The following is a 26,074-nucleotide window of genomic DNA, read 5'->3' on the forward strand; positions in this document are numbered from 1 at the left end:
TTACATGAACACCGATAATTTTGGGTTTGTTAAATAGCGATAAACCCAATCAGGAAGATGTATAGCAATCCTTGCAGGAGTCGTAAACTTTTTACCCCACCCCAACCCTCCCCTTATCAAGGGGAGGGAGTAAGAAATTCAAAAATGATTTAGGATGGCTATATATCATTGCTTTTGACAACTCCCCAGCCCTTTCATAGACGGGGATTGATAAGACCATAATTTAAGTCTTACGGGTGCTGACAAATCACCCCTACCAACTCCACTGAGATCAATTCCAAGTATTGTTGCTACTTTACGACCAATATTTGCACACCCATTGCAGTCTGCATTAATTAGCCATCCATTCGCCGTCTGATATAATCCACGTTTAATTCTTGTTCCAGAAGCTTTCCACCCTTCGGGTTTCGCACCGAATTTAGGCAGTTCGTCAGCATCGAGAAACGAAGTTTTTGAGGTATAAGATTCTTCAGTTTCTATGAATTTTATTCCGTACTGTTCGCACAGTTGAGCAATTCTATCTTTTAACCTACCCGTGGGAATCTGAACAAATTTTTGATTCGTCTTTGTACCTAGGTTGAGCGAATTTTTCTGATTCTTGTTCCATCCAAATATCACTGTACCAATCTGGGACGAGACACAATGATTAATGACCTTACGAGCAGCTTTATTAACCGCATCCCGCATTGTTCTATTTCTGCTTTCGGTCAGCCGTTCCAGTCTTTTCGACCAGAATCCGTTGTCTTTTCCAGACATCAAGGTTGCCACTCGTTTGTTGTTACCTTGGTTGATAGACTTTAGATGCATTCCGTCTACGATGAATGAAGCTCCAATATTGCTAACACAAGTTATCCAGTTGTCTATCCCATGATCGAGCATCAACACAGAATCAACGTTCACATCGGATTGGACAGCTTCTTTTTGGTAAACCAATTCCAGATAGAAACATCCGTTTCTGGGTAAAATCCTGTACTCTCGAATACAAGAATGCTCTAAATTAGATGGCATGGGCAGATAGAACGCATCTATGCCTAACCAAGCTTTAACTTGCTTCCCTAAAGGAAATCGCAACATTCCATTTTTTAATTTGACCGATCTACCTGTAAATGTAACCAGTGCTAATCCGCCTTTTCTGTATCCAGGAAGTCTTGGACGTTGCGTCACCGTCCCTTCTTTGATTCCCGTCAGTAAGCCAAAATAGGACTTGAAAGACTCAGCAACGCTAGTTAATATCTGTTGTGCGGTATCTGAATAAAAAGCTTTGTCGTGGACGTTATGATTTTCTGTTCCCAATACCTTGTGTAGCTTAGCTCTATTTGGAACTTTACCTGTCTTAAAGAAGAGTTGTCGGGAATAGTAAACTCCACAATTGATTAATTTAGAGGCTTCACTACACAGAAATTCTAAGACTGCTGTCAAGTCTTTGCCTGGACTGATTAGATTTTGCTGGCATCCATACATTCTGTTTTCCTCCTTGGTTTATATTAGCATAGTATTCGCAATTCAAGGGTAAAGTATGCCTACAAAACAACCAATACAAAAAAAATATTGAAGGCGGTTGAAACCGCTACCTAGTTCCTCCCAATGTCTAAAGCCAGGAGCTTCCCTCTCGTTTTTTGGTGAGGAAGCAGGTAATCGCCGATCGTACTTGCTCAACCGTCCATACTAAATTGAGCCAAGCAAAAGTTTGTTCAACCACGGATTGTTATTTTCAGTAAAACAAAGCCTTGGGTGTTGCGATCGTACAACTACCTGAATAATCCATCCCAAGCTATCCATCATCGATTTGAGAAACCGTTGGCCACTGTCACCTCGATCGACTCTAACAAACAAATACAGCCCTGACACCCTTTGTCCCATCTAGTAGACCACCGGGAGAAGCTGTGTGTTCGCTTCACCTTCGGGAACCCTTGCTGCTGTGACCACCATAGCACTAAGCCGAAAGTATCAACGGCAGTGTGGCGTTGTCGGCCCCCCTGAAGGCTTTCTCAAACCCGACACTCTGATGAAGCATCGTTGCAGTGGCAACTGTTTAAACCTAGTTTTTGGCGGATGGCGCCTCCAGGACAGATAAAAAAAGCAGTCCTCTGTGTTTGCGCGAAGGAGGAGAAAGAGGGCATTGCAGTTTGTCCTATCTGGGGAATACGGGGTAAAGTAGCGGTAGGAAATATTTATCCATACTTTTACTAACTGTGCTACTTTCATTGTTAGCTGTAAACCATCATGCGGGAAATCTGCCAGAGCGTGGAAACCATATTTCAACTGCTGTTAGACGAACTAAAAAAGTCCACTCGCGCGTCTGAGCAGAACTGCCAAGATGTAGCAGGGCGACTCGCAGCAGAAGTCACTAGGATATGCACCGAAAGCCTGCGGATTCAAGCATCCGGAGACATAGAAGGTTCAGCCATGAGCCTGGCTCAGCACCGCTTGCAACAATGCCTCCACTATTACAATTTAGGCTCCGGGCCCGGGCGAGTAGAATTGCACAGTACCCTCAGCGCGATCGTCTATCGCTACATCACCCCTCCGCAGGTGCAGTCTAGCTATCAGGCGCGAGTAGAACTGATCAAAGATTTTTTGCAAGGATTTTATCTCGAAGCTTTAAAGGCATTCCGGCGCGAAACCCAATTGCCACCTACCTACAGTCCCCGCACTCGCTTAGAACTAGCAGAGTACATGGCCTTTGTAGAGCGCTTCGGCAAGCGGCGCATTCCATTACCTCGGAACCGCAGCCAGCAACTAATTATTTTACGGGCCCAAACCTTTTCCCAGCAGCAGCCCAAAGAAACCTCTGTAGATATGGAACAAGCCGCCGACGGAGGGGCTTCAGATTCCGACCAAACTTGGAACGACACCTCGGTACACTCCGTGCGGGAAGCGATGGCCGGACAGGGTTCATCTGCAATTCGCCCCCAAGCCGACGAGTCAGAATCTCTGCGGCAAAACGTGATTGACGAATTAGTCGCCTACTTGAAAGAGCGCAACCAAGAAGAATGCGCCGATTACTTCGTGCTGCGCTTGCAAGACTTGCCGACTAATGAAATAGAGTCGATCCTGGGCATAACTCCCCGCCAAAGAGACTATTTGCAGCAGCGCTTCAAGTACCACTTGCTCAGGTTCGCCATGTCGCACCGCTGGGAACTCGTTCACCAGTGGCTGGAAGCAGACTTAGACAAAAATTTAGGTTTGCTGCCTTCTCAGTGGCAGGCGTTTGGCGAGCAAATTGGTCCAGAGGGACAGCGTTTGCTAAAGTTGAAGCAACAGGGTCTGTCAGAGTCAGCGATCGCCCAAACCCTGGGCAGCACGGTAGCCCAGGTACAGAAGCGGTGGTTTAAATTGCTGGAACTTGCGTGGGAATTGCGAAATCGTTCAGATTCCGGAGAAGGGGCATCTAGTGATGAATAACGAAACGAACAGGGATGCAGAGGCTTTCGATCGCCATTTTTTAGACTGGATATTGCAGGCGCCGATCGCGAATGCCTCTAGCCAAGATGAGGAAAACTTCAATCCGTCCCCTGGCTCACAAGAGTGGGACGACACAGAAGAGAATTCCGGGGTGGAATACTGGGAATGGGACGAACCAGACCCGCTGGACTATCAAGTGGGGGCGCACAGCAATGCACCCGCACAACCGCAGACAATTGGAGAAATACCGACCGTGCAAGACCGTTTTCAGACCTTGTTAAAAGAAAGGCTTAGAGCCGAAATTGAATCTAATCCGCCGCTGTTCCCCTGGGAAACAGAATTCAAAAGCTACGACCACGATTACCCAGACGATGTAGCCCCGCAATGGGTTCCCCCCCTACACCTCTGGACTCCCCAACTACAAAATATCAGGTGGGGCCGCCTGCCAATTCCGATCGCCCAAGGGGTTTTTGCTCAACTGCTAGAACCTTGTCAGGAACTGGTAATGTCGTCGCTGCGGGAAGGCTCGAAGTTAGTTCGCGCTGTAGATGGCTTGTTTCCCGGCCAGTCTCAGGAACTTAACAAATTAGCTGGTTTCGTACTCATGGGTGCTGCCAGAGGAATTACAGCTTCAGAAGTAGAAGATTTACCGAATTACTCCGAGGCAACTACCGATCAACAAATGCTCATGTCGCTGTTGGCCGCCCGAGAAATCATTGAGTCTCTAACTTTGAATTGTCCTGTAAATCAGCCCCCGGTTTCGCGGGAGTGGCTGACTGCTTTGGGTTCGCTGACTCTCTCAGCTCAATACCTGTCGAACCGCAACACAGAACCACCAAGGCCGTGTTTAAGAGTTGAGTGCGAATTTCCAGGGGGAGGAAGTTTGGAACTCAAGGGAGGAGATGCCGAAGCAACTGCACAGCGTCCGAATTCCGGGCATTTAAGTGTGGAGTTGTTTGACCCGCAACCTGACAAGACTTATGCCCTAGAAGTTAAATTCCAAAACTTCGATACCAGACCTCTGATGTTTGCTATTCGTCCAACTTTGTAAAGACAAAATAGCAAATAGAAAAGTCAAATTAGAGTAAATAATTTAGGTTTTTACTCTGTGGTTTGACCTCACACAAAAACAAATGCAATTCCTCGACTTCTGTCATGGAAAGCCAAAAATTTTAGATATTAGTTAAAGCCCTCCCAGATTCAATGCGAGAGTCAATCTAAAATCTAAAATCTAAAATCTACTGCTCGTTGACTTGGATGGGTGCACATGACAACTGATAACCTGCGAAATATACCTGTTTTGGGTAAGCTGTGGGAGCAGATTGAGGCCATGCCTCCGCCGGTGATTGAGGATTCTTTACTGCTGCGAATCCTAGTTCAGTTGTTGGTAATTGTGGGAATTGTGGCAACTGACGTTGCTGCTGAAGAAGCCCTGAACCTGTGGGCTGTGCCTGTTAGTATTGTGGGAGCAACTTGGAGTTGGTACCGCCGCCGCGATCGCAATGTAGCTGCTAAGTTCTGCATAGCTATTGGAATGCTGGTGGCGCTGTTCGCTTTTTTTAGCCGCTTGGTGGGAGAATTGAATGATACGCGGTTAGTTTTGGCGCAACTGTTAATCCAACTTCAAGTGCTGCACAGTTTCGATTTGCCTCGCCGCAAGGATTTAGGCTACTCGATGGTAATCGGGCTAATTTTGTTAGGGGTAGCAGCGACTCTCAGCCAAACCTTGACTTTTGGGCCGCTGTTGTTGTTGTTTTTGGCTTTAGCGCTGCCGACTTTGGTGTTGGATTATCGATCGCGCTTGGGATTTTTGAAGCCAGAAGCCATTGGCGAAAAAGCACAAGGTAAAGGGAAAAATGAAAGCCTGTCGCTATTTGCTGCTACTTTATCCCCAAAGTATTTTGCTTGGCTGCTGCTGATAACTGTCGGGTTGGGGCTGACTATTTTTGCGTTTTTGCCACGCCTCCCTGGCTATCAGTTGCGGACTTTTCCGGTGAGTGCTCCTATTGAATATCAGGGCGAGTTTGACTCGCGCAGCATTACCAATCCGGGGTATGTCAGAGGGGGAAACCAAAAAGGGACTGGCGGAGGAAGGGGGAGAAACCCAGACAAAGGGCCAGGAGAGGTAGACTCTACTTTTTATTACGGTTTCAACCAGCGAATTAATCAAAATTTGCGGGGGGAAATGAAACCTCAAGTGGTGATGCGGGTGCGATCGCAGGCTGCGGGTTTTTGGCGAGTGTTAGGCTTTGACAAATACACCGGTCAAGGTTGGGAAATTTCTCGCAACGATGACGCTTTTAAGGTGAATCGACCTCGCTGGTCTTATCAATTTTATCTGAATCCATTTCCCAATGCGCCCCGCTTTCAAGAGGTGATTCAAAGTTATACTATTGTTGCTCAGTTGCCGAATTTGATTCCGGCTTTAAACAAGCCGAAGGAACTTTATTTTCCGACGACAGAGGTGGCGATTGATGCGGAGGGGGGTTTGCGATCGCCTGTGGAATTGGCGGATGGTTTGACTTATACGGTGATTTCTAACGTACCTTTTCGCGATCGCTCTTTGTTGGGGAAAACTGGTACTAATTACCCGAAAAATATTCGCAAGTTTTATTTGGATGTGCCACCGGAAATTGCCCAGAAGGTGCGAGAAAAAACTGAAGAGATCTTGTTGGGGAGAACAAGAGTGGCTAAGTCGGACAGGGCGATCGATTCTCCCTACGAAAAAGCTTTGTATTTGGCTCAATATTTGAAGCAAAACCCGAATTACAAACTTGTAAAAGCTTTGCCTTACTTAGAAGAAGGTGAAGATTTAGTAGCAGGTTTTCTGTTTGGCTACAAAAACACCCAGGAGGGCAAAAAAGTTACAGGCGGATATCCCGACCATTTTTCGACGGTACTGACAATTATGCTGAGGTCGGTCGGGATTCCGGCGCGACTGGCGGGCGGTTTCGATACGGGGGAATTTAACCCGTTTACGGGTTTGTATATTGTGAAAAATACCGACGCTTTTTTGATGACGGAGGTATATTTTCCCAATAACGGCTGGTTTGCTTTTAATCCGATTCCCGGTTATCCGCTGATTCCGGCTTCGGTGGAAGACAACCAGACTTTTAGTGCGCTGGAATCGTTTTGGAAGTGGATCGCGGGTTGGCTACCGACTCCTCTCAGAAGCGGGCTGGATTCAGTCATAGGTTTTGTAATTGGCTGGATCAGTTTGATTGTGGGCTGGTTTCTGGGACAGTTTGCTAAGGGTTGGGTGGGGTTATTTACTGGCTTAATTGCTGCGATCGGCTTTGGCTTTATTGGCTGGTTAATTTGGCAAGTGTGGCGCAAGTGGCGCCACCGCCGCTGGCTGGCGAAGTTGCCGCCTGTGGAGGGGGTTTATCAGGAAATGTTGAAGGATTTGGCGAGTAGGGGATTTGCCAAGCAGAAAGCTCAAACGCCTTTGGAGTATGCTGAGGCAATGCGCGGTAATCATGCAACTGATGAAGCTGAGGTGATTGATGAAGTTTCGCAAGCTTACGTGCGATGGAAGTATGGCGGCGAAGCGGGAAATTTGAACCAGTTGCGGCAGTTGGTGGAAAATTTGAGGCGATCGCACTTGAAGAAACTCAAAAAGTTAAGATAAAAATCGGCGATCGAAAGAGACTGTTGGCGAATGTCTGAGGGGTCAAACCCCTCAGACATTCGCCGTCCTGAATAGGCAGAATGTAAGGATTCAGGTCACTGAACTCCTTGCTGGGCAAAGACTTTAGCTCTGGAGCTTGATGCTCAATAAATATCTATTATCAATAAATGACGAAAAACTGTCATTTTTCGTCATTTATTGACAATCAACCACGAAGGACAAAAACCATTATTTTGCCCTCAAACCCTTACCAGACAAGCGTTGGAGCCACAAGTTTTTAGACCTGAATCCTTACGGCAGAATGATAGTGTAATGAGACACCATATTACAGCACTTTCCGATGCTATGAGGTACAGTAGCAGCAATGATTGATACTCCCCAGGGCTGAAGCCACGGAGATTCTGGAATGAATCCGAAAACTCTCAAAGGCGTTATCAAAGCACCTCTATTCGCTCAAAACAACTACCAGTACAAAAGGTGTTGCAATTGCGCTTACTTTTAAATTGTGTTTGCTTGTCTTTATCCATCACTTTTGCCAGATAGGTACGCTTCACACTTCGTCTAAAAATATGCTTGTTTTGGGCCTCGATATTTCGGATTTTTTCCCAATACTCAACTCTTAGTAACGCAAAACGGGGCAGCTACTTTTCTCGCTTGACATCTTCTCTGCCAAGTGCGCTGTCACTATTTTTGAGCGGAGGTCTAAAGAATAGGATTTCATGAGCTTTAGCTATCAGGTGCTTTTCACTTAATTGAACCTCATAAAATCGCAAAGTCCTGTATATACTTTCCCCTAGTTTGAATTTCTACTTTTAGATGAGGCTAAAAAATATCTAAAGGCATAAATTTTTAGTATCAATTCTGCAAAGTACGGTTGCGTATAGATCGATTGCCCGCTATCTGTAGGGAAACTGCAGTGCCGTTTCCCTACCCGGAACTAGCCCGATCGCCCGTCTAATTCCCTACAAATAACTAAGCTAAAAACTGGAATTGAGAACCGTTAACTGCCAAGGCAAACGGACTCGATTGTTCAAATGCACCAGTAAGTTCAAAGCTGTTGGTATTTAAAACTACCCCCACAATCTGTCCGGTAATTATGTTTTCAATCACCATGTCGTTGATAATTCCGTCATTATCGTAAGCAATCAAATTGTCGTCTTCAAAGAAAAGGTCTAGTTCTGTTAAACCGTCCGTCAAACCGATACGATCGCCCTCGTCAAAGTTAAAATCGGTAATGACATCTGCTCCATTTATACCAAATGCTTCATCGTTGCTTCTGAGTACAAATATATCAGCACCGAGGCCTCCCGTGAGCACGTCAACTCCCCGATCGCCCGCTAAGAAATCGTTGCCGTCATTGCCGTCTAAATCGTCGTCTCCTTGCCCTCCCCGCAGGATATCGTTCCCGAACCCTCCAAAGATAATATCATTTCCGGTGTCGCCCCTAACTAGGTCGTTGCCATCATTTCCATCCAAGAGATCGTCATCTTTCCCGCCGTAAATTATGTCATTTCCGCCGCCACCACCGATAATATCATTGCCGTTATTTCCTAACAGACGTTCGTTGGAATCCGATGAACCTCCTATAGTATCATTGCCATCAAGTCCCCAAACTCCCCAGGGAAAAGACGACAAATTTCCATTCCCTACGTTAATCTCATCGGGTGTAGCGAATCCCAAAAGACGTGGCCCGCCGCCAGCGAATACAGGAAATCCCGTCACATCGCCGATGAGATTGTTAACCGTTAAAGCCATAACTATGTCCTTTCAAAAATCCTGTTAGCTGTATTATACATTTTAATTATTCCCTTGCCAAATAGCAAGGATGTTTGAATTTTGGTCGCAACTTTTATTTCCTCAATTAAGGACAAGCAACCTGCTGGTCTATATAGCAATCCTCGCATCATTTGTGAATTTCTTACTCTCTCCCCTTGATAAGGGAGGGTTGGGGTGGGGTAAAAAGTTGACGACTCATTTAGGATTGCTATAGTCAATTACAATTACCAATACTTCGGCTACGCGAGCGTATAAGTTACCAATTCTCAATTCCCAATTACCAAAGCACAGGGGATTTAAGCCCTCACCTTTAGGTGGATTGTTTTTAGGCTGGGGCTTAAATCCCCTGCCTAAAAACTTCGCACTCATCTGTCAACTGTCAACTGTCAACTGTTAACAGGGCTGTGCTTCATTCAACCCCAACCTGCTATATATCTCGCCTCTGAGTCAAATAGCATTAGTTGCTGACACTATCCGCTACTGTGTACCGCTTATAATGGGTGTTACCCCCTAGCAGGTAAACAGGTTAATATCACCTATAACGTCGAGACTGAGAGGTTGTTTGTGAATAAAAGTAAAAGTCCCTGGGCCCATCGTCCGAGAAAAACCCAGTTTCCGATACCCATACACAAACTTTACAAACAGGATCTAAGCTCTTTACAAAGCCATAATCGCCGATCGCTGATATTTTTTGGCAAAATCCACTGCTTTCAGGTGTTTTACTCATGTCTACTCCTAAATCGTCTTCCCATCAAAACAACAACTCCGTAAAATCACTGCCAGCGACAGATATCGTCCCAACAAAGCAAGACAGTAACAATCTGCCCAGCGAACCAAGTATAGAACAGCTACTGGAAGCTTTGGCGGGCCAAGTACCCAGTCAATCTTCTGAAATTGAACCCTTGAAAACGTGGAAACAAGATTTACAGCGATTGTTTCAATTTCTCGGCGATCGCCGCGTTTTAATCGCAGTAATGCAACCAGGAACTTTTGCCCTACGGTACGCTAACGCAGCATTTTGCCGCTTGGCCGGTTGGGAGGAAACGTCCTTGGCAAATCAATCTACCAACGGTTTGTTTGCAGAAACCGACATGACTCTGCTGGAACTGTTCGAGGATGGGGACGGCAAAACAGCAGAACAATTGTACCGCCGCCATCTTTTGCACTGGGTATTTAAGCAATATTATCAGATGGATATCGACGGTTTGCGGGTGCTAGACGAACCTGTCACGGCGAGTGTAAAAAACCCCAAACACCGAGAACCCAGATTTATAGAATTTTGGCTGGGTTCGGAACAGTTAAAAATTACTCGAATTGACTCAAAAATAGATGAATTTGCGGATGTTTCTTTAAGATTAATGCCGGTTTCGGAACGAGAAGCTTGGCTGATGCAGCCGAATCAACTGGAAAATTTAGCCGATCGATTGCAGTTGGATAATTACCGCGTAGAAGGCTTGCTGCTGCTAGAAGGTTTTGATGTCACCGTGCAGGAGCAAATTCGGCGGCTGACTCAGTTATTGATCGATCAAGATTCGATGCTGCAGCCAGACAAATTTGAGAGAATCGATCGGTGTTTGCGATCGCTCTTCAATGCTGACGGCACTTTGCTGCTGCGGCCCGACGGCGAACAGGTACAGCTATTAGTTGCAAAAGACGGCCAACATTTGCAGCCGATTCTTTATTCAATGCACTCCCTAGAAGCTTCTCACTTTTTGAAGGCCACAGCAGCAAATCAAGTTTGGAATGTGCCAGACTTGCGTAGGGAGTGCGAAACCGAGTGCGATCGAACTTTGCGGAGAATGGGAACTCGATCGATGCTGCTGGTGCCCCTGGTAGTCAAATCTGTCACCCGTGAGGGGTGCGGGGTGCGGATTTTGGGAGTTGTGGGGCTGTTGTGCGATCGGCCAAACCACTTCAACGGCATTGACACTCAACACGCCCAAGAACTCATTCCCGCCTTCATTGCAGCCCTGCGGCAAGCCATCCAGGAGCGGTTTACCCACATTCACAACATCCACCCCGCAGTCGAGTGGCGGTTCGCTCAAGAAGCAGAAAGGCGAAGTTGGGGACTACCTCCAGAAACAATCGTATTTGCTGACGTTCATCCGCTGTACGGAATTTCGGACATTCGCGGTTCTAGCGACGAAAGAAACCGAGCCATTCAAACTGATTTGCTCGAACAATTCCGCTTAGGTTTAGCGATAGCTGATGCCGTTTGCGAAACACAAACTACCCACCTCGGCGAGCAAATGCGGCTCGACTTGCTTGACTACATCGAGCATTTAAAAGAAAAAGTAACAGTCGATATGGAGGTGCGAGCCGCCGAGTATTTAAACGAGCATTTAGAAGTATATTTTGACTATTTTGTGCAGTGCGGGCCGCTTGTTGAGGCAGCCGTTGAAGCTTACCAAGCAGCCTGTGAAAATGAACATAACTGCGTTTACACCGATCGCAACCGCTACGACCAAATGCTGAACTTAATCAGCACCAAACTCCAAGAAACCTGGGCCCGCTGGCAAGAAAAAATGCAGCAAATTTTGCCCCACTACTGCGACATCGAATGCACCGACGGCATCGATCACATGATTTATGTAGGAAAATCGATCGACTCCAAATTTAGCCAGTTTCACCTGCACAGTTTGCGGTACGAACAACTGCGAGCAATTTGCGATTGCGGTCGCACAGTTTTTCGCCTGCAAGCCGAGTCTCAAATCGACATGGAACTCGCACATTTAGTCTTAGTGCAGAATACCACGATCGACATTTTCCACAACGAAAATACCGAAAAAATGTTTGATGTCAAAGGCACTCGCGACATTCGCTACGAACTTGTCAAAAAGCGGATCGAAAAAGCCGTTGACAAAGACGCACAAGAGCGGATTACCCAGTCGGGAATGTTGACTGTTGTTTATTCCACCGAGGAGGAGTGGGAAGAGTATCAGCAATACTTGCGCTACTTGTCTCGCGAAGGTTGGGTAGAGCCAAAAGTTCAGACGGGCATGGTAGAATCACAACAAGGAGTTAGCGGTTTAAAATTCGCCCGCGTGCGTATTTTGCCTGAACCGGAATCTATTTCTACTATCTGTGAAGTTACGGTAGTCAGCGATTGAGAACCCGTTCACTTGCCTGTTTGAGGCCCAGTGCGATCGCTCCCATCTCCTGCTGTTTGAGGCCCAGTGCGATCGCTCCTATCCCCCTGAAAAACGGTGCAGCGAAAGCATTCGGGACTCAAACACAAGACCGAGATTACATTTAAGATGTTTGTTGACACCAACGACCAAGCCCACATTTTCACTTAGTGTATCTTCCGTGTGATTGCGAATCGCAAAATACACGATCGGAATCACACGAAATTAAGATTAATTAGTGTTAATCTAATAATAATTAGCTCCTGTAATTTATAAGTTAAGTAATGTTAATTACATCAGAATACCAAATAACTTCTACTCTGCACGAAGGCGTCGAAACAATAATCTATCGCGGACAAACACCGACAGACGCGCCCCCAGCAATTCTCAAAGTCCTCAAAGCCGAATACCCCACCCTCGAAGCCATTACCAGGCTCAAACACGAATATCAAATCCGCCAAAATTTAGACAGCGAACAAATCGTCAAAGCCATCAGTCTCGAAACTTTTGATCACCGATTAGGAATGGTTTTAGAAGACTTTGGCGGCCAATCCCTCGCCCAACTCCTAGAAAAAGAAACATTGAGTCTGCGAGCAAATTTAAACATCGCCATCCAAATAGTCAAAGCATTACAATACCTGCATTATCAGCACATTATTCACAAAGACATTAAACCCAGCAACATCATAATTAACTCGCAAACAAAACAAGTCAAACTCACTGACTTCGGCATTGCCACAAAACTCAACAAAGAAAACCCGCAATTCAACAATCCCAACTCAGTCGAAGGCACATTAGCCTATATGTCACCCGAACAAACCGGGAGAATGAACCGCACCCTCGATTACCGCACAGACTTTTATTCCCTTGGTATCACATTATATGAAATGCTGACCGGAAAATTGCCTTTCCGCAGCAACGACCCCCTGGAAATAGTTTACAGCCACATAGCAGTTCAACCAATATCTCCCCATCAAATCAATTCAGAAATACCTGTCGCCATCTCTGAGATAGTGATGAAATTGCTGGCAAAAAATGCCGAAGATAGATATCAAAGTGCGGCCGGATTGTTGCCCGACTTAGAAATTTCTTTGCATCAGTTAGAAACCAGCGGACAAATTGCCGACTTCATCCCCGGAAGCTTAGATATTCTCAGCCAATTGTTGATCCCCCAAAAATTGTACGGTAGGGAAAATCAGGTTAATGAATTGCTAGCAGCATTTGAACGTGTAAGAGCGGGTTTAGCCAACAAATTGTCAGAAGAAAAACCAGCAACCTTAGAACAAAAGTCGGTTCCATCAGGAACCAGCGAATTAATGCTAGTATCAGGCTACTCAGGCATCGGCAAATCAGCCGTAGTCAACGAAGTTAGCAAACCCATTACCCGGTCAAAAGGTTACTTCATTAGCGGCAAATTTGACCAATTCAAACGCAACATTCCTTATGCCTCATTAATCCAAGCATTTAACTCCTTGCTGCGGCAATTGCTAACAGAAAGTGCAGTTTCATTAGAAATATGGCGCACTAAAATTTTAACAGCATTGGGAACAGACGGGCAAGTAATTGCCGACGTAATTCCAAAAGTTGAATTTATCATCGGCAAACAGCCAGAAGTGCCAGAACTTGCCCCTGTAGAATCCCAAAATCGATTCAATCGGGTATTCAAAGAATTTATTCGCGTTTTCGCCCAAAAAGAACACCCCCTAGTAATCTTTTTAGACGATTTGCAGTGGGCAGATTCAGCAACATTAAAGTTGATGCAAATACTGATAACTGACCCTGACCAGGAATATTTGTTGCTAATCGGTGCCTATCGAGACAATGAAGTTAGTCCGACGCACCCCTTAATTCAGACTGTAGAAGAAATTGAAAAAACTGGTACAATAGTTAATAATATCGTGCTGCAATCGCTGGATTTAGCAAATGTGACGGAATTAGTCACTGAAACACTTAACAGTAGCACAGAAAAAGTAAGCAGCCTAGCAGACTTGATCTGGAATAAAACGGGCGGGAATCCTTTTTTCTTGACGCAATTACTCCAAGCACTTTATCAAGACTATCTTTTAAGATTTGACTTTAATCCCATTCCAAATGAGGTAAGTCAAAGTGGCTGGTATTGGAGTATCGATGAAATCCAAGCCATTGGAATTACCGATAAAAGTGTGGTGGAACTGGTAGCTTCTCGCATTGAAAAGCTGCCCGCACCCACGCAAGAAGTGTTGAAGCTAGCAGCTTGCGTGGGAGATAAATTTGCTCTAGATGTGCTGTCACTTGTCAGAGAAGAGTCAGCTAATACTACAGCCACTGAACTTTATTCAGCTTTGCAAGCAGGGTTAATTCTGCCATTGAGCGATGCTTATCGTATTCCTTTAGTTTTCGATCGAGCCGAATCAATCAATCTCAAATTAGACACTTCGCGGGTTAGTTACAAATTTTTGCACGATCGCGTTCAGCAAGCCGCTTATTCGCTCATTCCCGAAGACCAAAAGCAATTAACCCATTTAGAAGTCGGTCAATTACTGTTACAGAATACTCCACCCGACAAGCTAGAAGAAAACATCTTTGATATCGTCAATCAGTTGAATGTCGGAATTGACACGATTAGCCGGCCAGCAGAAAAAACGCAGTTAGCAAAATTAAACTTAACTGCTGGACGCAAGGCAAAAGCCGCGAGTGCTTATGAAGCTGCAGCTAGGTATTTGCGGGTGGCTATGGAATTATTGCCAGCGGATTGTTGGCAAAGTCAGTATGAATTAACGTTAGCAATTTACGAGTCAACAGCAGAAGCTGAATACTTAAACATCAACTATGAAGCTTCAAAAAAACTGGTCGAGATTGTACTGCAAAAAGCTAAAATTTTACTGGATAAAATGAATGTTTATGAACTTCAAATCCAGTCTTACAATGCTCAAATTAGACTGATAGAAGCACTAAATACAGGACTGGAAGTGCTGAAACTGTTAGGCATTTCTTTTCCTCAAAACCCCAACGCGCTAAATATTGTGGCGGGACTAATGAAGACAAAACTGAGCTTGGGATTGAAACGAATTGAGGATTTAGCTAACTTGCCAGAAATGACAGATCCCAATCAACAAGCAGCCATGCGGATTTTATCAGGGATTATCAGCACTGCTGTTCAGGGAAAACCCCGCCTGGTACCACTGCTGGCATTTAGGATGGTCAAGCTGTGCATTAAATATGGCAATTCGCCTTATGCAAGTATTGCCTACCTTTATTATGGCGTAGTTATGTGCCGGCTAGGGGACATTAGTTTGGCATACCAATGCGGTCAACTGGCCATTAGGATGTTAGACCAATCTCCATCCCGTTCAATGAAAAGTAGAGTTTATACACTCTTGGGTTGTTTTATTCTACACTGGAAAACCGAGCTTTCCTCAGGATTAAGCGTTCTCAAGGAAGGTTTTCAAACTGGGATGGAAACTGGAGAATTAGAATATGCGAGTTATTGTATAGGTCAATATTGCTTCAAAAAAATGTCGATAGGAGAGCCTCTAGATTTGGTGGATCAGGAGACGGGTAAATATATGAAACTAATGCAGCAATCTCAACTAGAAATGGCTGTACAGTATCTAAGTATAGGCAGGCAGACAACCCTCAATTTGCGCGGTCAAGCTGTCGAACCCTGCCATTTAGTCGGTGATAAATTTAATGAAGTCAAAACGCTCCCCGTTTTAATAGAATCTAAAAACTTTTTTTTAGTGAGTTTGGTTTATCATGCCAAAACTCAGCTTAATTTTATATTCCGCAACTACGCGGAAGCATTAGAAAATTCAAGGTTATTTGAGAAATATGAAGAAGCCGTAGCCGGATTTTATGTAGTTTCCCTGAATAATTTTTACTTTTCTATAAGTCTTCTCGCTTTGTATCCTCAAGCTGAGAAAGGGGAGCAAAAGCAATATCTGAAAAAAGTGCTGCGAAACCAAAAGAAGATGAAAAAATGGGCAATTGATGCTCCGATGAATTATCAACACAAATACGACTTGGTAGCAGCCGAGAAAGCGCGAGTGTTGGGGAAAAATACCGAAGCAATGGAATTGTACGATCGCGCAATTGATGGAGCCGCCAAAAACGGTTACATTCAAGAGGAAGCATTAGCCTATGAATTAGCCGGAGAATTTTATCAAGCTTTGGGTAAAGAGATAGTTTCTCAAGCATATCTGACTAAAGCCTATTATGGATATATCCATTGGGGAGCCATAGCTAAAGTTAAACACTTAGAATTAACACATCCTTTCTTAGCAGCACAGACGCGCACAATTCAAACCCCAACCCTCGATGTCACCCGCACTGCCACGGGAAATACTACCAGTAGTAGTTTAGGCGATTTCTTAGACTTAGCTACTTTTATTAAGTCGGCGCAAGCCATTAACGGTGAAATTGTTCTAGAAAAATTGTTGACCAAATTAATCAAAATTATTTTAGAAAATGCGGCGGCTCAAAAAGTAGTGCTAATGCTGCTGAAAAACGATATCCTCTGCATAGAAGCTACTGGCAGTTTTGCCGATGATAAAGTGACAATTTTACCGTCTATTCCCGTAGAAAATCGTCAAGATGTTCCCCTGTCGGTGATTAATTACGTACACCGCAGTCAAAAGCATCTGGTTTTAGACAATGCGACTGTCGCCGAACCTTTTAAGGTGGACACCTACATTCAGAAATATCAACCAAAATCAATCCTCTGTTTGCCGATGATTTATCAATCTCAGCGGCGCGGAATAATTTATTTAGAAAATGCTTTGACAGTAGGAGCTTTTACAGCAGAGAGAGTAGAAGTATTCAAAGTATTAGTTTCTCAAGTTGCTATTGCTGTAGAAAATGCTGGTTTGTACGCGCGCGAGAAAGAAAAATCTCAACAGTTAGAAAAATCTTTCAATGAACTGCAACAGGCACAACTGCAACTTATTCAAAGCGAAAAAATGTCTGCTCTCGGCAACTTGATTGCAGGGGTTGCTCACGAAATTAACAATCCGCTGGGTTTTATTGCGGGGAATATTGATGCTGCTGCTGAGGCTAGCTTAGATTTGATTGATTATTTGCAACTTTACCAAGAAAAATTTCCTAATCCGGGTGATGAATTAGAGGATAAAGCATCGGAGATTGATTTAGAATATTTGATGGAAGATTTGCCGAAAATGCTTTTATCTATGAAATCAGGTACAGAGCGCATCCGCAATATTAGCACGTCTTTGCGGACTTTTTCCCGCGCTGACAGTGCGAATAAAGTGTCAGCAAATATTCATGAGGGCATCGACAGCACTTTGATGATTTTACAGTATCGCCTGAAAGCTAATGATACTCGCCCCGCGATTAAGATTATCAAAGAATACGGAGATATCCCGCCAGTTAAATGTTATTTTGGGCAACTAAATCAGGTATTTATGAATTTGCTGGCAAATGCGATCGAGTGTTTTGACGAATCGAATCAGGGTCGTACTTATGCTGAAATTGTAGCTTTACCGAATACGATCGCCCTTATCACTCAAGTCTCCGAGGATAGCAACAGCGTGGTGATTACCATCAAAGATAACGGTCAAGGGATGTCATCGGAGGTCAAGTCGAAAATATTTGACCATTTATTTACTACCAAAGGAGTAGGAAAAGGTACGGGTTTGGGGTTGTCTATCAGCAAGCAAATTGTCGAAGAAACCCACGGCGGTAAACTCAGTTGCGAATCGGTGCTGGGAGAAGGTTCGGAATTTGCGATCGCCCTGCCGCTTTGATAAAATTTATTCACCCCCCTTACGGAATCAGTCATTGCCAATTGTTTAATCTCAAATCTCAAATCTCAAATGTTATGACTTGTGCTTAACACATACTTGGAATTTTGTCAATTCCTAAATATCTATCAAATAGTCCACAGTTCACGGTTTAAAGCAGGCAGTATGCAGTTACATTGTTAGCTAAATCATGTAATAACTGTATTTGATAGGAGTATTTCGAGTGAACGCTGCCGAACAAGCCAAAAATATAGAAGTTGCCAGCAAAATTGCTGCGGTTGTTAATTTATTCAAGTCCGAATTCCCGGATGCAAAAGTCGATTTGAAACCTTGGATGAATGACGAGGATACCAGAGAACTTGTCGATCCAGATTCGATCGACATTGGCTTCCATTTTCCCGGTAGAAGTCGCTTGCTGCAAAGCCGCAGCATTTTGATTCAAATCCGATTTTACCAAGATCCGGTGGAAGGATATCGGCGGGCGATCGGAGTTGAGGCGGCAGGTTACGATCATAGCGGTCAGCAGTGGCACTTTTCTACTGTGGAAAATTGGAATTTTCTGGGCCTAACCGAACCTGCGGTGGAGTCGGCGCAAAAACTCAAAGACTTTTGCCAGCAGATATTTGATTTGTTTAATCAGTCATTCGGCGATTGAAATCGCTTCTACACGGGAGCATCTCAGTTTTGCAGCTAAGCTAGAAATTGGAGTTAGGAGACAGGATACAGGAGCCAGGAGGAAAGAGTCAGAAGGAAGAAAGAAGGAGCCAGAAGAAGTGTTTTTACAAATATGAGAGGCTCCCCTTCTACACGAACGAAGTCCGCCGACGCGGACTAAGAAATAAGCTGGATTTGGTATTAGTCCCGATTGTCGCAATTGTCGATCGACCTACAGCCAACTGCATAAACAGATTTGTAAGTAGTCGATCGCTTGCCAAACAAAGTATAGCGGTTGTCGCGGACTTGTTCGTAAACGCGATCGCCCATCCACTTCATCCCCGGCATTGCCCGGTAAGCAGCCACAAACACCTCGCCAGCAGGCAATATCCGCCCGATTTCCTCCGCCGCATCGCTGCCTTGCCAGCGCCGTTCCGGGGTGTTGCCATCTATCAAAATCATCCCCATTTCGCAGTCTTCAGACGTAATCCCAAAGCGATTTAATTCCTCTAAATCTTGCATGGAAATATACTCAAAATTCTGGCCTTTATCTAAATTTTCTAGTAACTGCACCAAGGTAACGCAGAGATTGCAATTGCCGTCGTAAATTACGTTATATTTCATGGTTATGGGAATTGGGAATTGGGCATTGGGAATTAGGCATTGGGCATTGGGCATTGGGCATTGGGCATTGGGTAATTGGTAGTAAATAACTACTGACTACTGACTACTGACTAATGACTACTGACTACTGACTATTCCCCACAGGAATCTCGATCGCAAATTCCGTGCCTTGACCCGGTGCGGAATCGCAATGAAGCTGCCCGCCGTGCTTTTCCACCACAATTTGATAGCTAATCGACAGCCCTAAACCCGTCCCTTTCCCCGGTTCTTTCGTAGTGAAAAACGGATCGAATAGCCTTTGATGAACCTCCGTCGGAATCCCCGGCCCGTTGTCAGCAATCCGAATCACAATATGAGAAGGATGCCGAATAGAATCATCAGAAACAGCAGAATTTGCCTGCATCAAAACATCCTGTTCGTACTTTACTTCCGTAGAAATCCGCAGCGTCGGCGAAGGACAACAAGGAATAGGTGCAAGTTCCCCCTCGGCCCACTGTCCCGTCTCCATTGCTTCTTCCAAAGCATCTATTGCATTACCGATAATATTCATAAACACCTGATTCAACTGTCCGGCATAACACTGTAGGCGAGGCAAATCACCGAACTCTTTGAGCAGCGTAATTTTCGGATGTCCTGCCGTTTCTTTTAACCTGTGCTGCAAAATCAACAAAGTGCTGTCAATCCCTTCGTGAATGTCAACCTGTTTTTGTTCGGCTTCGTCCAATCGCGAAAAATTCTTCAGCGACAGCACAATTTGGCGAATTCGCTCGGCTCCCATTTTCATCGAATTTAACAGGTTCGGCAAATCTTTGAGCAGAAAATTTAAATCTACATCATCTATCTCTTGTTGAATTGCCGGTGTGGGGTGCGGGTATTCCTGCTGGTAAAGTTGCAGCATTTTTAGCAAGTCTTTAAAGTAATCGTCAGCGTGCATGACGTTGCCGTAAATAAAGCTAACTGGATTGTTTATTTCGTGAGCAACGCCAGCAACTAATTGCCCCAAACTTACCATTTTTTCATTTTGAACCATCATGCTTTGAGTTTTATGCACGTCCCGTAGGGCTTTTGCCAATTCTTGATTTTTAGCCCTCAATTGACTTTCCGAAAGTCGCACCGCTTCTTCTGCGTGTTTGCGGTTGGTAATATCTTTGCGAATTGCTACATATTGATGGGGTTCGCCGTTCGTATTTAAGAAAGGTACAATCGTAGTATCCAACCAAAATAATGTGCCGTCTTTAGCTTGATTTTTCATTTCTCCTCGCCAAACCTTTCCCTGGCGGATGGTCAACCAAAGCTGCTTGAAAAAATCTGCTGAATGATAGCCAGAATTGACAAGTCTGTGGGTTTTGCCGATCAGTTCTTCTCGGGAATATTTAAATTGTTCGCAAAATTGATCATTGACATAGGTAATGGCTCCGAATTCGTCTGTATTCGAGACAATTGCCGATTGATCCAAAGCAAATTTTTCAAATTCCAACTCTTTGAGAGTTTGGCGCAATTCTGCTTCTGCTTGTTTGCGATCGCTAATATCGGTAATCATCCGCAAAACCCCGGAAAATTCGCCCTCAGCGTCGAACATCGGCGTCGCCGACACGATCGCCCACAAGTGAGATCCGTCTTTGCGAGTAAACTTAAAATCGTGGCGTTCGCGAATGCCTAGCCGCCTGCGCTGCACGTAACTTTCTGCTATTTTCCTAGACTCGCAGTCTATAAACTCAAATAGCGATCGCCCCTGCATTTCCTCTACAGTATACCCCAGCATTTCGCCCATCCGAGAGTTAGCAAAAGTCGTGATGCTTTGGCTGTTAAACATCCAAACACCCTCCGAAGCCGTCTCGACAATGCAGCGGTAATAACTCTCGCTTTCCCTGACTGTTGCCTCTGCTTGCTTGCGATCGGTAATATCAGTTTGCACCGCAATAAAACCTTCGAGTTCCCCGGTTTCTTGATAAATTGGGGCGATCGAAAGCGCCACCCAATAACCCTTTCCATCCTTGTTGTAATTGTAAATTTCCTGATTAAACGGCACGCCCGTAGCCAAAGCCGCTCGCAGTTGAGCAATAGTTAGCGGGTCTGTTTGAGGGCCTTGCAGTACATCACCCGGTTTTTTTCCCTGCATTTCTGCCAGCACGTAACCACTAATCCGAGTAAATCCTTCATTCACCCATTCAATGCAGCCTTGAGCATCAGTAATAATCACACCATTTTGGGTTTTTTGAGCCACAATTGCCAACCGCGACAATTCGGTTTCATTTTTTTTTCTTTCGGTAATATCTTCAGCAATACCCAGAATGTACTTAGGCGCGCCCGAATCGTCAAACAAAGGAACTTTTTTCGTGTGCAAAATCCGCTTTCCTCGGTGGGGAAGTTGGATAGTTTCTTCTGGCAAATCGACACATTTTCTCGTTACCAGCACTTCTAAATCTTGTGCTTGCAAGTAATTTGCCTCCTCTGACTTCAACAAGTCAGCAGCATTGTTTAAGATAACTTCATCCCTCGAATAGCCAAACAATTCTTCGCTAGCAGTATTCCAATAAATAAATCTTTGCTCTACAGCATCTTTAATAAAGACACTGATCGGCAGATTTTGCAGTACCGCATTCAGAAAATCTTGAGTGTTTCGCAGGTTTTCCTCAGCTCGCTTTCGCTCAGTAATATCCAAAATCACTCCGTCGAGATAAACAACCCGACACAGAGAATTTGCGATCGGCGAAACCGGCGAAACCACAGCCGACAAAAAGCCCTCAATTTCCCCTTGTCCCTCTTGTTTTCCTCTAGCCTCTTCCTCACAGCAAACAGCTTTGCCTTTTTCGTAAACCCAGCTAATTTCGCCGTCTGCCCGGACAATCCGGTATTCAAGGATGTACGAAGTTCTGGTTGCTACACTTTTTTTGACAGTACCATCCACATTTTTGCGGTCTTGAGGATGGATAATGCTGGAAAAAGAACGGACGCGATCGTTGATAAAATCAGAAGAGGGATAGCCTGATATTTCTTGAACAGCCTCGCTCAAAAACGCCATTGTCCGTGTTAATTCCCCGTCGTCCGTATACTCGCAGGTACAGCGGTAGACAGCACCGGGAATATTAGCTACTAAATTTTTATATCGTTCTTCGCTTTTTAACAAAGATGAGCCGTCTTCGTTATTGTGATCGCCGTTCTTAAATTTAGAAGAATTGGAAGAAATTTGCATGGTTTTTTTTCACTTGTGAGTGCGAGGGCAAGTGTTAGAGTAGATGACCCTATAAAAAGTGAATTTAATGTGCGAAATAATTCGTTATAAACTAATATAGTACAAAATTAGTTCTGCGAACATTCAGAAAATTTGAGGGCGGGTAATAGGTAAAGCTAATCAAGGCTAGAGATTTAGAAAATAGTTCGGAAACGCATTGTCTAACGGATTTAATGGATTTAACTCACGCCCAGAGCACCATTCTCGCTTAACAGGCTTTCCGGCCTGTTCCACAACAAGTGCATTTTCTTGTGGGGAGTAGGGGTTGGGCAGGAGATCCCGCCCATAAAAAGCTTCCACACGAATGGTGCTCTGGGTGTGAGTTTAACGGATTTAACAGATGGATGTTGAGGTTCGAGGGAAAGAGGGAAGATTTTTCCACTCCCTTACTCTCCGACTCCCCCACTCTCCCTCTTCCCCACTCCCTCACTCTCGTTAGAATAAGATAAGTTTCCTTGCTACCGTGAGCCCCTCACACAAAACACCATGACTCAACAACAACCCCGGATTTGCATTCTCGGCGGAGGCTTCGGCGGACTCTACACAGCCCTGCGCTTGAGTCAGTTACCCTTCTCCAAAGCCGAAAAACCCGAAATAGTCCTAGTCGATCGGCGCGATCGCTTCCTGTTCGTTCCCCTGCTGTACGAACTCCTCACCGGTGAACTCCAAACCTGGGAAATCGCCCCGCCGTTTGCCGAACTTTTGGAAAACACAGGCGTGCGTTTTTGTCAAGGCACTGTCTCGGGCATCGACTTATACCAGAAGCGAGTGCAGTTACGCGACGGCCCAGAAATTCCGTGCGATCGCCTCGTTTTAGCTTTAGGCGGCGAAACCCCTCTCGATATGGTAAAAGGAGCCGTTGAATACGCTTATTCGTTCCGCACCCTCAAGGACGCCTACGGCTTGGAAGAAAGACTGCGGTTTCTCGAAGCCAGCAATACCGACAAAATTCGGGTGGCGATCGTCGGCGCTGGTTATTCAGGAGTAGAATTAGCTTGTAAATTAGCCGATCGACTCGGAGACAAAGGTCGCATCCGGTTAGTTGAGCAAAGCGACATGATTCTGCGGACATCACCGGAGTTTAACCGCGAAGCCGCCAGCCAAGCTTTAGAAAAACGGAAAGTGTGGATCGACTTAGAAACAGAAGTAGAGGCGATCGAAGCGGATACAATATCCTTACTTTACAAAGGACAATTAGATGTTCTCCCGGTAGACATAGTATTGTGGACAGTAGGAACTCAAGTTAGTCAAGCAGTGCGATCGCTCCCCCTCAAACAAAACCACCGCGGTCAATTAATAGTTAATTCCCAGATGCAAATTATCGACCATCCAGACATATTTGCCTTGGGAGACTTGGCCGAATGTCACGACGCAACAGGACAAAAAGTCCCCGGAACAGCCCAAACAGCCTTCCAGCAAGCCGACTATACCGCCTGGAACATTTGGGCATCCCTCACCGATCGCCCATTACTTCCTTTCCGGTACCAGCCGCTAGGAGAAATGATGACACTAGGCATTGACAATGCTACTCTTTCTGGTTTAGGAATTAAACTCGACGGACAACTAGCACATATTGCTCGCCGCCTAGCCTATCTCTATCGGATGCCAACATTTGACCACCAAATAAAAGTTGGATTCAATTGGATTAGCAAGCCGATTCAGGAGTTGCTTAAAAAGTAATCAATGCTTCTTCAAATAGATCCGTAACAGGCAAGATGCCTGTTCCACAAAGATTTATTTTTCTTGTGGAATAGGTAACAACAGGCAAGATGCCTGTTCCACAAAGATTTATTTTTCTTGTGGAATGGGTAACAACAGGCAAGATGCCTGTTCCACAAAGATTTAGTTTTCTTGTGGAATGGGCAAGAGGCCCATTCCAATAGAGAATCTTAATCACAATAAAAAATGCAAAATATAACAGTTCAAGATCCAAAAAACGAACTTCCACCGCTAATCGAGCGGGAGATTCTCTTCGGAAACCCCGAAAAAACTAGCCCAAAACTTTCACCAGATGGCAAGTATCTCGCCTACATTGCACCAGACGAAAACAACGTCCTGCAAGTGCGAGTGCGTACAGTCGGTCAAGAAGACGATCGCCAATTAACAGCCGATAAAAAACGCGGCATCCGCATCTTTTTTTGGACTTACAGCGGTGAAGAATTAATTTATCGACAAGATACTGACGGTGACGAAAACTGGCATTTATTCTCAGTCAATATCGAGTCAAAGCTGGTTCGCGACTTGACTCCATTTCAAGGCGTTCAAGCCCAGCCGATCGCCCTTGACCACAACTTCCCTAATCAAATATTAGTGGGAATGAACATCCGCGATCGGCGAAAACACGATGTTTACCGCATCAACCTGAAAAACGGCGCCGTTGAATTTGACACCGACAACCCAGGTAACATCGTCGGTTGGACTGCTGACGCTCAATTTCAAGTACGGGCGGCCACAGCTACAACTCCTGACGGCGGCTCAGAATTGCTAGGTCGGCAAACTGCGGACAAGTCTTGGGAAAGCTTGCGAAGCTGGGGCGCAGACGACGAAGGTGGTGCCTTCATGTTCTCCGAAAACGGCAAAATTCTTTACATCATCGGCAATCACGATGCTAACGCCGAACGTTTGATCGCATTCGACTTGGAAACCAAACAGGAAACGGAGATTATCTCTGACCCAGAATACGATCTTGGCGGTATTGTCGTACACCCCACCAACCGAGAGATTCAGGCGGTTTCCTTCTACAAAGACAAACAAGAGTGGCAGATTTTAGACCAAAGCATAGCAGAAGATTTTGAGGCGATCGGCAAATTCCGTCCCGGCGAATTCGACCTCACCAGCCGCAACCTCGCCGACACCACTTGGCTAGTCGCTTACATGACAGACGACGGCCCAGTTTATTACTATGTGTTCGATCGCGCCTCCAGAACCTTCACCTTCCTATTCAGCAAGCAACCAAAACTCGAAAACCTGCCGCTATCGTCAATGGAACCGATTGCTTACAGCGCAAGAGATGGTTTAACAATTCACGGCTACCTGACAAAACCTGTCGGAGTCGCCACACCCGTACCGACAGTCTTGCTAGTTCACGGCGGCCCCTGGGGACGCGATACCTGGGGTTACAACTCAGAATCCCAATGGCTGGCAAACCGAGGTTACGCCGTCCTGCAAATCAATTTTCGCGGTTCCGGCGGCTACGGCAAAGCCTTTCTTAATGCCGGCAATCGCGAATGGGCAGCTAAAATGCACGACGACTTGCTAGATGGCGTAAATTGGCTGGTAGAAACAGGAATTGCCCAACAGGATAAAATTGCGATTATGGGCGGTTCCTACGGCGGTTATGCCACCTTAGTGGGATTGACTTTTAGTCCCAATGTTTTTGCTTGCGCCGTCGATATTGTCGGGCCAAGCAATTTGATTACGCTGCTGCAAACTATTCCCCCTTACTGGGAACCGAGAAAAGCAAGTCTGTATCACCGCGTCGGCAATTTGGAAACAGAACCAGAGTTTCTGAAATCGCGATCGCCTTTATCTTTTGTCGATCGCATCCAGAAACCTTTACTCATCGCCCAAGGTGCCAACGACCCGCGAGTCAAAGTAGCAGAAAGCGAGCAAATTGTCAATGCCATGAAGCAAGCCGGCAAACCTGTAGAATACGTGCTTTATACAGACGAAGGACACGGATTTGCGCGCCCGGAAAATCGCCTGCACTTTTACGCGATCGCAGAAGAATTCCTCGCCAAATATTTAGGAGGTCGATTTGAACCTGCGGGCAATATTGCCAATCATTCCGGTGTCGTGAATCCGCAAACAACAGTTGACAGTTGACAGTTGACAGTTGACAGTTGACAGTTGACAGTTGACAGTTGACAGTTGACAGTTGACAGTT

Annotated in this window: 12 protein-coding genes; 8 read left to right on the forward strand and 4 right to left on the reverse strand. The window is 45.3% G+C overall.

Annotated features, from left to right (window positions below):
• Positions 1-165 precede the first annotated feature (165 nt).
• Positions 166-1,419: a transposase gene (locus QUA44_RS17865; RefSeq protein WP_333309822.1), complete on the reverse strand. Its 1,254-nt coding sequence runs from the start codon at positions 1,417-1,419 to the stop codon at positions 166-168.
• Between the two features lie 804 nt (positions 1,420-2,223).
• Between QUA44_RS17865 and hetZ the strand changes: the two genes are divergently transcribed.
• The 3 genes from hetZ (at position 2,224) to QUA44_RS17880 (ending at position 7,036) form a co-directional block, all read left to right on the forward strand.
• Complete coding sequence (gene hetZ, locus QUA44_RS17870) at positions 2,224-3,405, forward strand: heterocyst differentiation protein HetZ (protein WP_333252784.1); 1,182 nt, start codon at positions 2,224-2,226, stop codon at positions 3,403-3,405.
• Entirely contained in the window at positions 3,398-4,456 is a 1,059-nt protein-coding gene (locus tag QUA44_RS17875) for a hypothetical protein (RefSeq protein WP_333252781.1), read from the forward strand. The genes hetZ and QUA44_RS17875 overlap by 8 nt, the downstream gene beginning before the upstream one ends.
• Positions 4,457-4,672: 216 nt before the next feature.
• Complete coding sequence (locus QUA44_RS17880) at positions 4,673-7,036, forward strand: transglutaminaseTgpA domain-containing protein (protein ID WP_333252778.1); 2,364 nt, start codon at positions 4,673-4,675, stop codon at positions 7,034-7,036.
• Between the two features lie 972 nt (positions 7,037-8,008).
• Here the strand turns inward: QUA44_RS17880 and QUA44_RS17885 are convergent.
• Positions 8,009-8,791: a calcium-binding protein gene (locus tag QUA44_RS17885; RefSeq protein WP_333252776.1), complete on the reverse strand. Its 783-nt coding sequence runs from the start codon at positions 8,789-8,791 to the stop codon at positions 8,009-8,011.
• A gap of 746 nt (positions 8,792-9,537) precedes the next feature.
• Here QUA44_RS17885 and QUA44_RS17890 point away from each other — a divergent pair.
• The 3 genes from QUA44_RS17890 to QUA44_RS17900 all read left to right on the forward strand — a co-directional run bounded on the left by QUA44_RS17890 (position 9,538) and on the right by QUA44_RS17900 (position 18,333).
• Positions 9,538-11,922: a GAF domain-containing protein gene (locus QUA44_RS17890; protein ID WP_333252770.1), complete on the forward strand. Its 2,385-nt coding sequence runs from the start codon at positions 9,538-9,540 to the stop codon at positions 11,920-11,922.
• 302 nt (positions 11,923-12,224) lie between these two features.
• Positions 12,225-17,681, forward strand: a complete 5,457-nt coding sequence (locus QUA44_RS17895) for an AAA family ATPase (RefSeq protein ID WP_333252765.1) — start codon at positions 12,225-12,227, stop codon at positions 17,679-17,681.
• Positions 17,682-17,901: 220 nt separating this feature from the next.
• Entirely contained in the window at positions 17,902-18,333 is a 432-nt protein-coding gene (locus QUA44_RS17900) for a hypothetical protein (protein ID WP_333252763.1), read from the forward strand.
• A gap of 200 nt (positions 18,334-18,533) precedes the next feature.
• Here QUA44_RS17900 and QUA44_RS17905 read toward each other — a convergent pair whose 3' ends face one another.
• A complete protein-coding gene (locus QUA44_RS17905; RefSeq protein ID WP_333252761.1) occupies positions 18,534-18,956 on the reverse strand; it encodes a DCC1-like thiol-disulfide oxidoreductase family protein in 423 nt (140 codons plus the stop codon).
• Positions 18,957-19,080: 124 nt separating this feature from the next.
• Positions 19,081-22,149, reverse strand: coding sequence for a PAS domain S-box protein (locus tag QUA44_RS17910; RefSeq protein ID WP_333252759.1), 3,069 nt, complete (start codon positions 22,147-22,149; stop codon positions 19,081-19,083).
• Positions 22,150-22,674: 525 nt separating this feature from the next.
• Between QUA44_RS17910 and QUA44_RS17915 the strand changes: the two genes are divergently transcribed.
• Both QUA44_RS17915 and QUA44_RS17920 read left to right on the forward strand, forming a co-directional pair.
• On the forward strand, positions 22,675-23,868 hold the full coding sequence (locus QUA44_RS17915) for an NAD(P)/FAD-dependent oxidoreductase (RefSeq protein ID WP_333252756.1): 1,194 nt from the start codon (positions 22,675-22,677) through the stop codon (positions 23,866-23,868).
• A gap of 225 nt (positions 23,869-24,093) precedes the next feature.
• Complete coding sequence (locus tag QUA44_RS17920; protein ID WP_333252752.1) at positions 24,094-26,013, forward strand: S9 family peptidase; 1,920 nt, start codon at positions 24,094-24,096, stop codon at positions 26,011-26,013.
• Positions 26,014-26,074 lie beyond the last annotated feature (61 nt).

The sequence above is a fragment of the Microcoleus sp. N9_A2 genome, assembly GCF_036701775.1.
In the GTDB taxonomy this organism is placed as follows: domain Bacteria; phylum Cyanobacteriota; class Cyanobacteriia; order Cyanobacteriales; family Microcoleaceae; genus Microcoleus.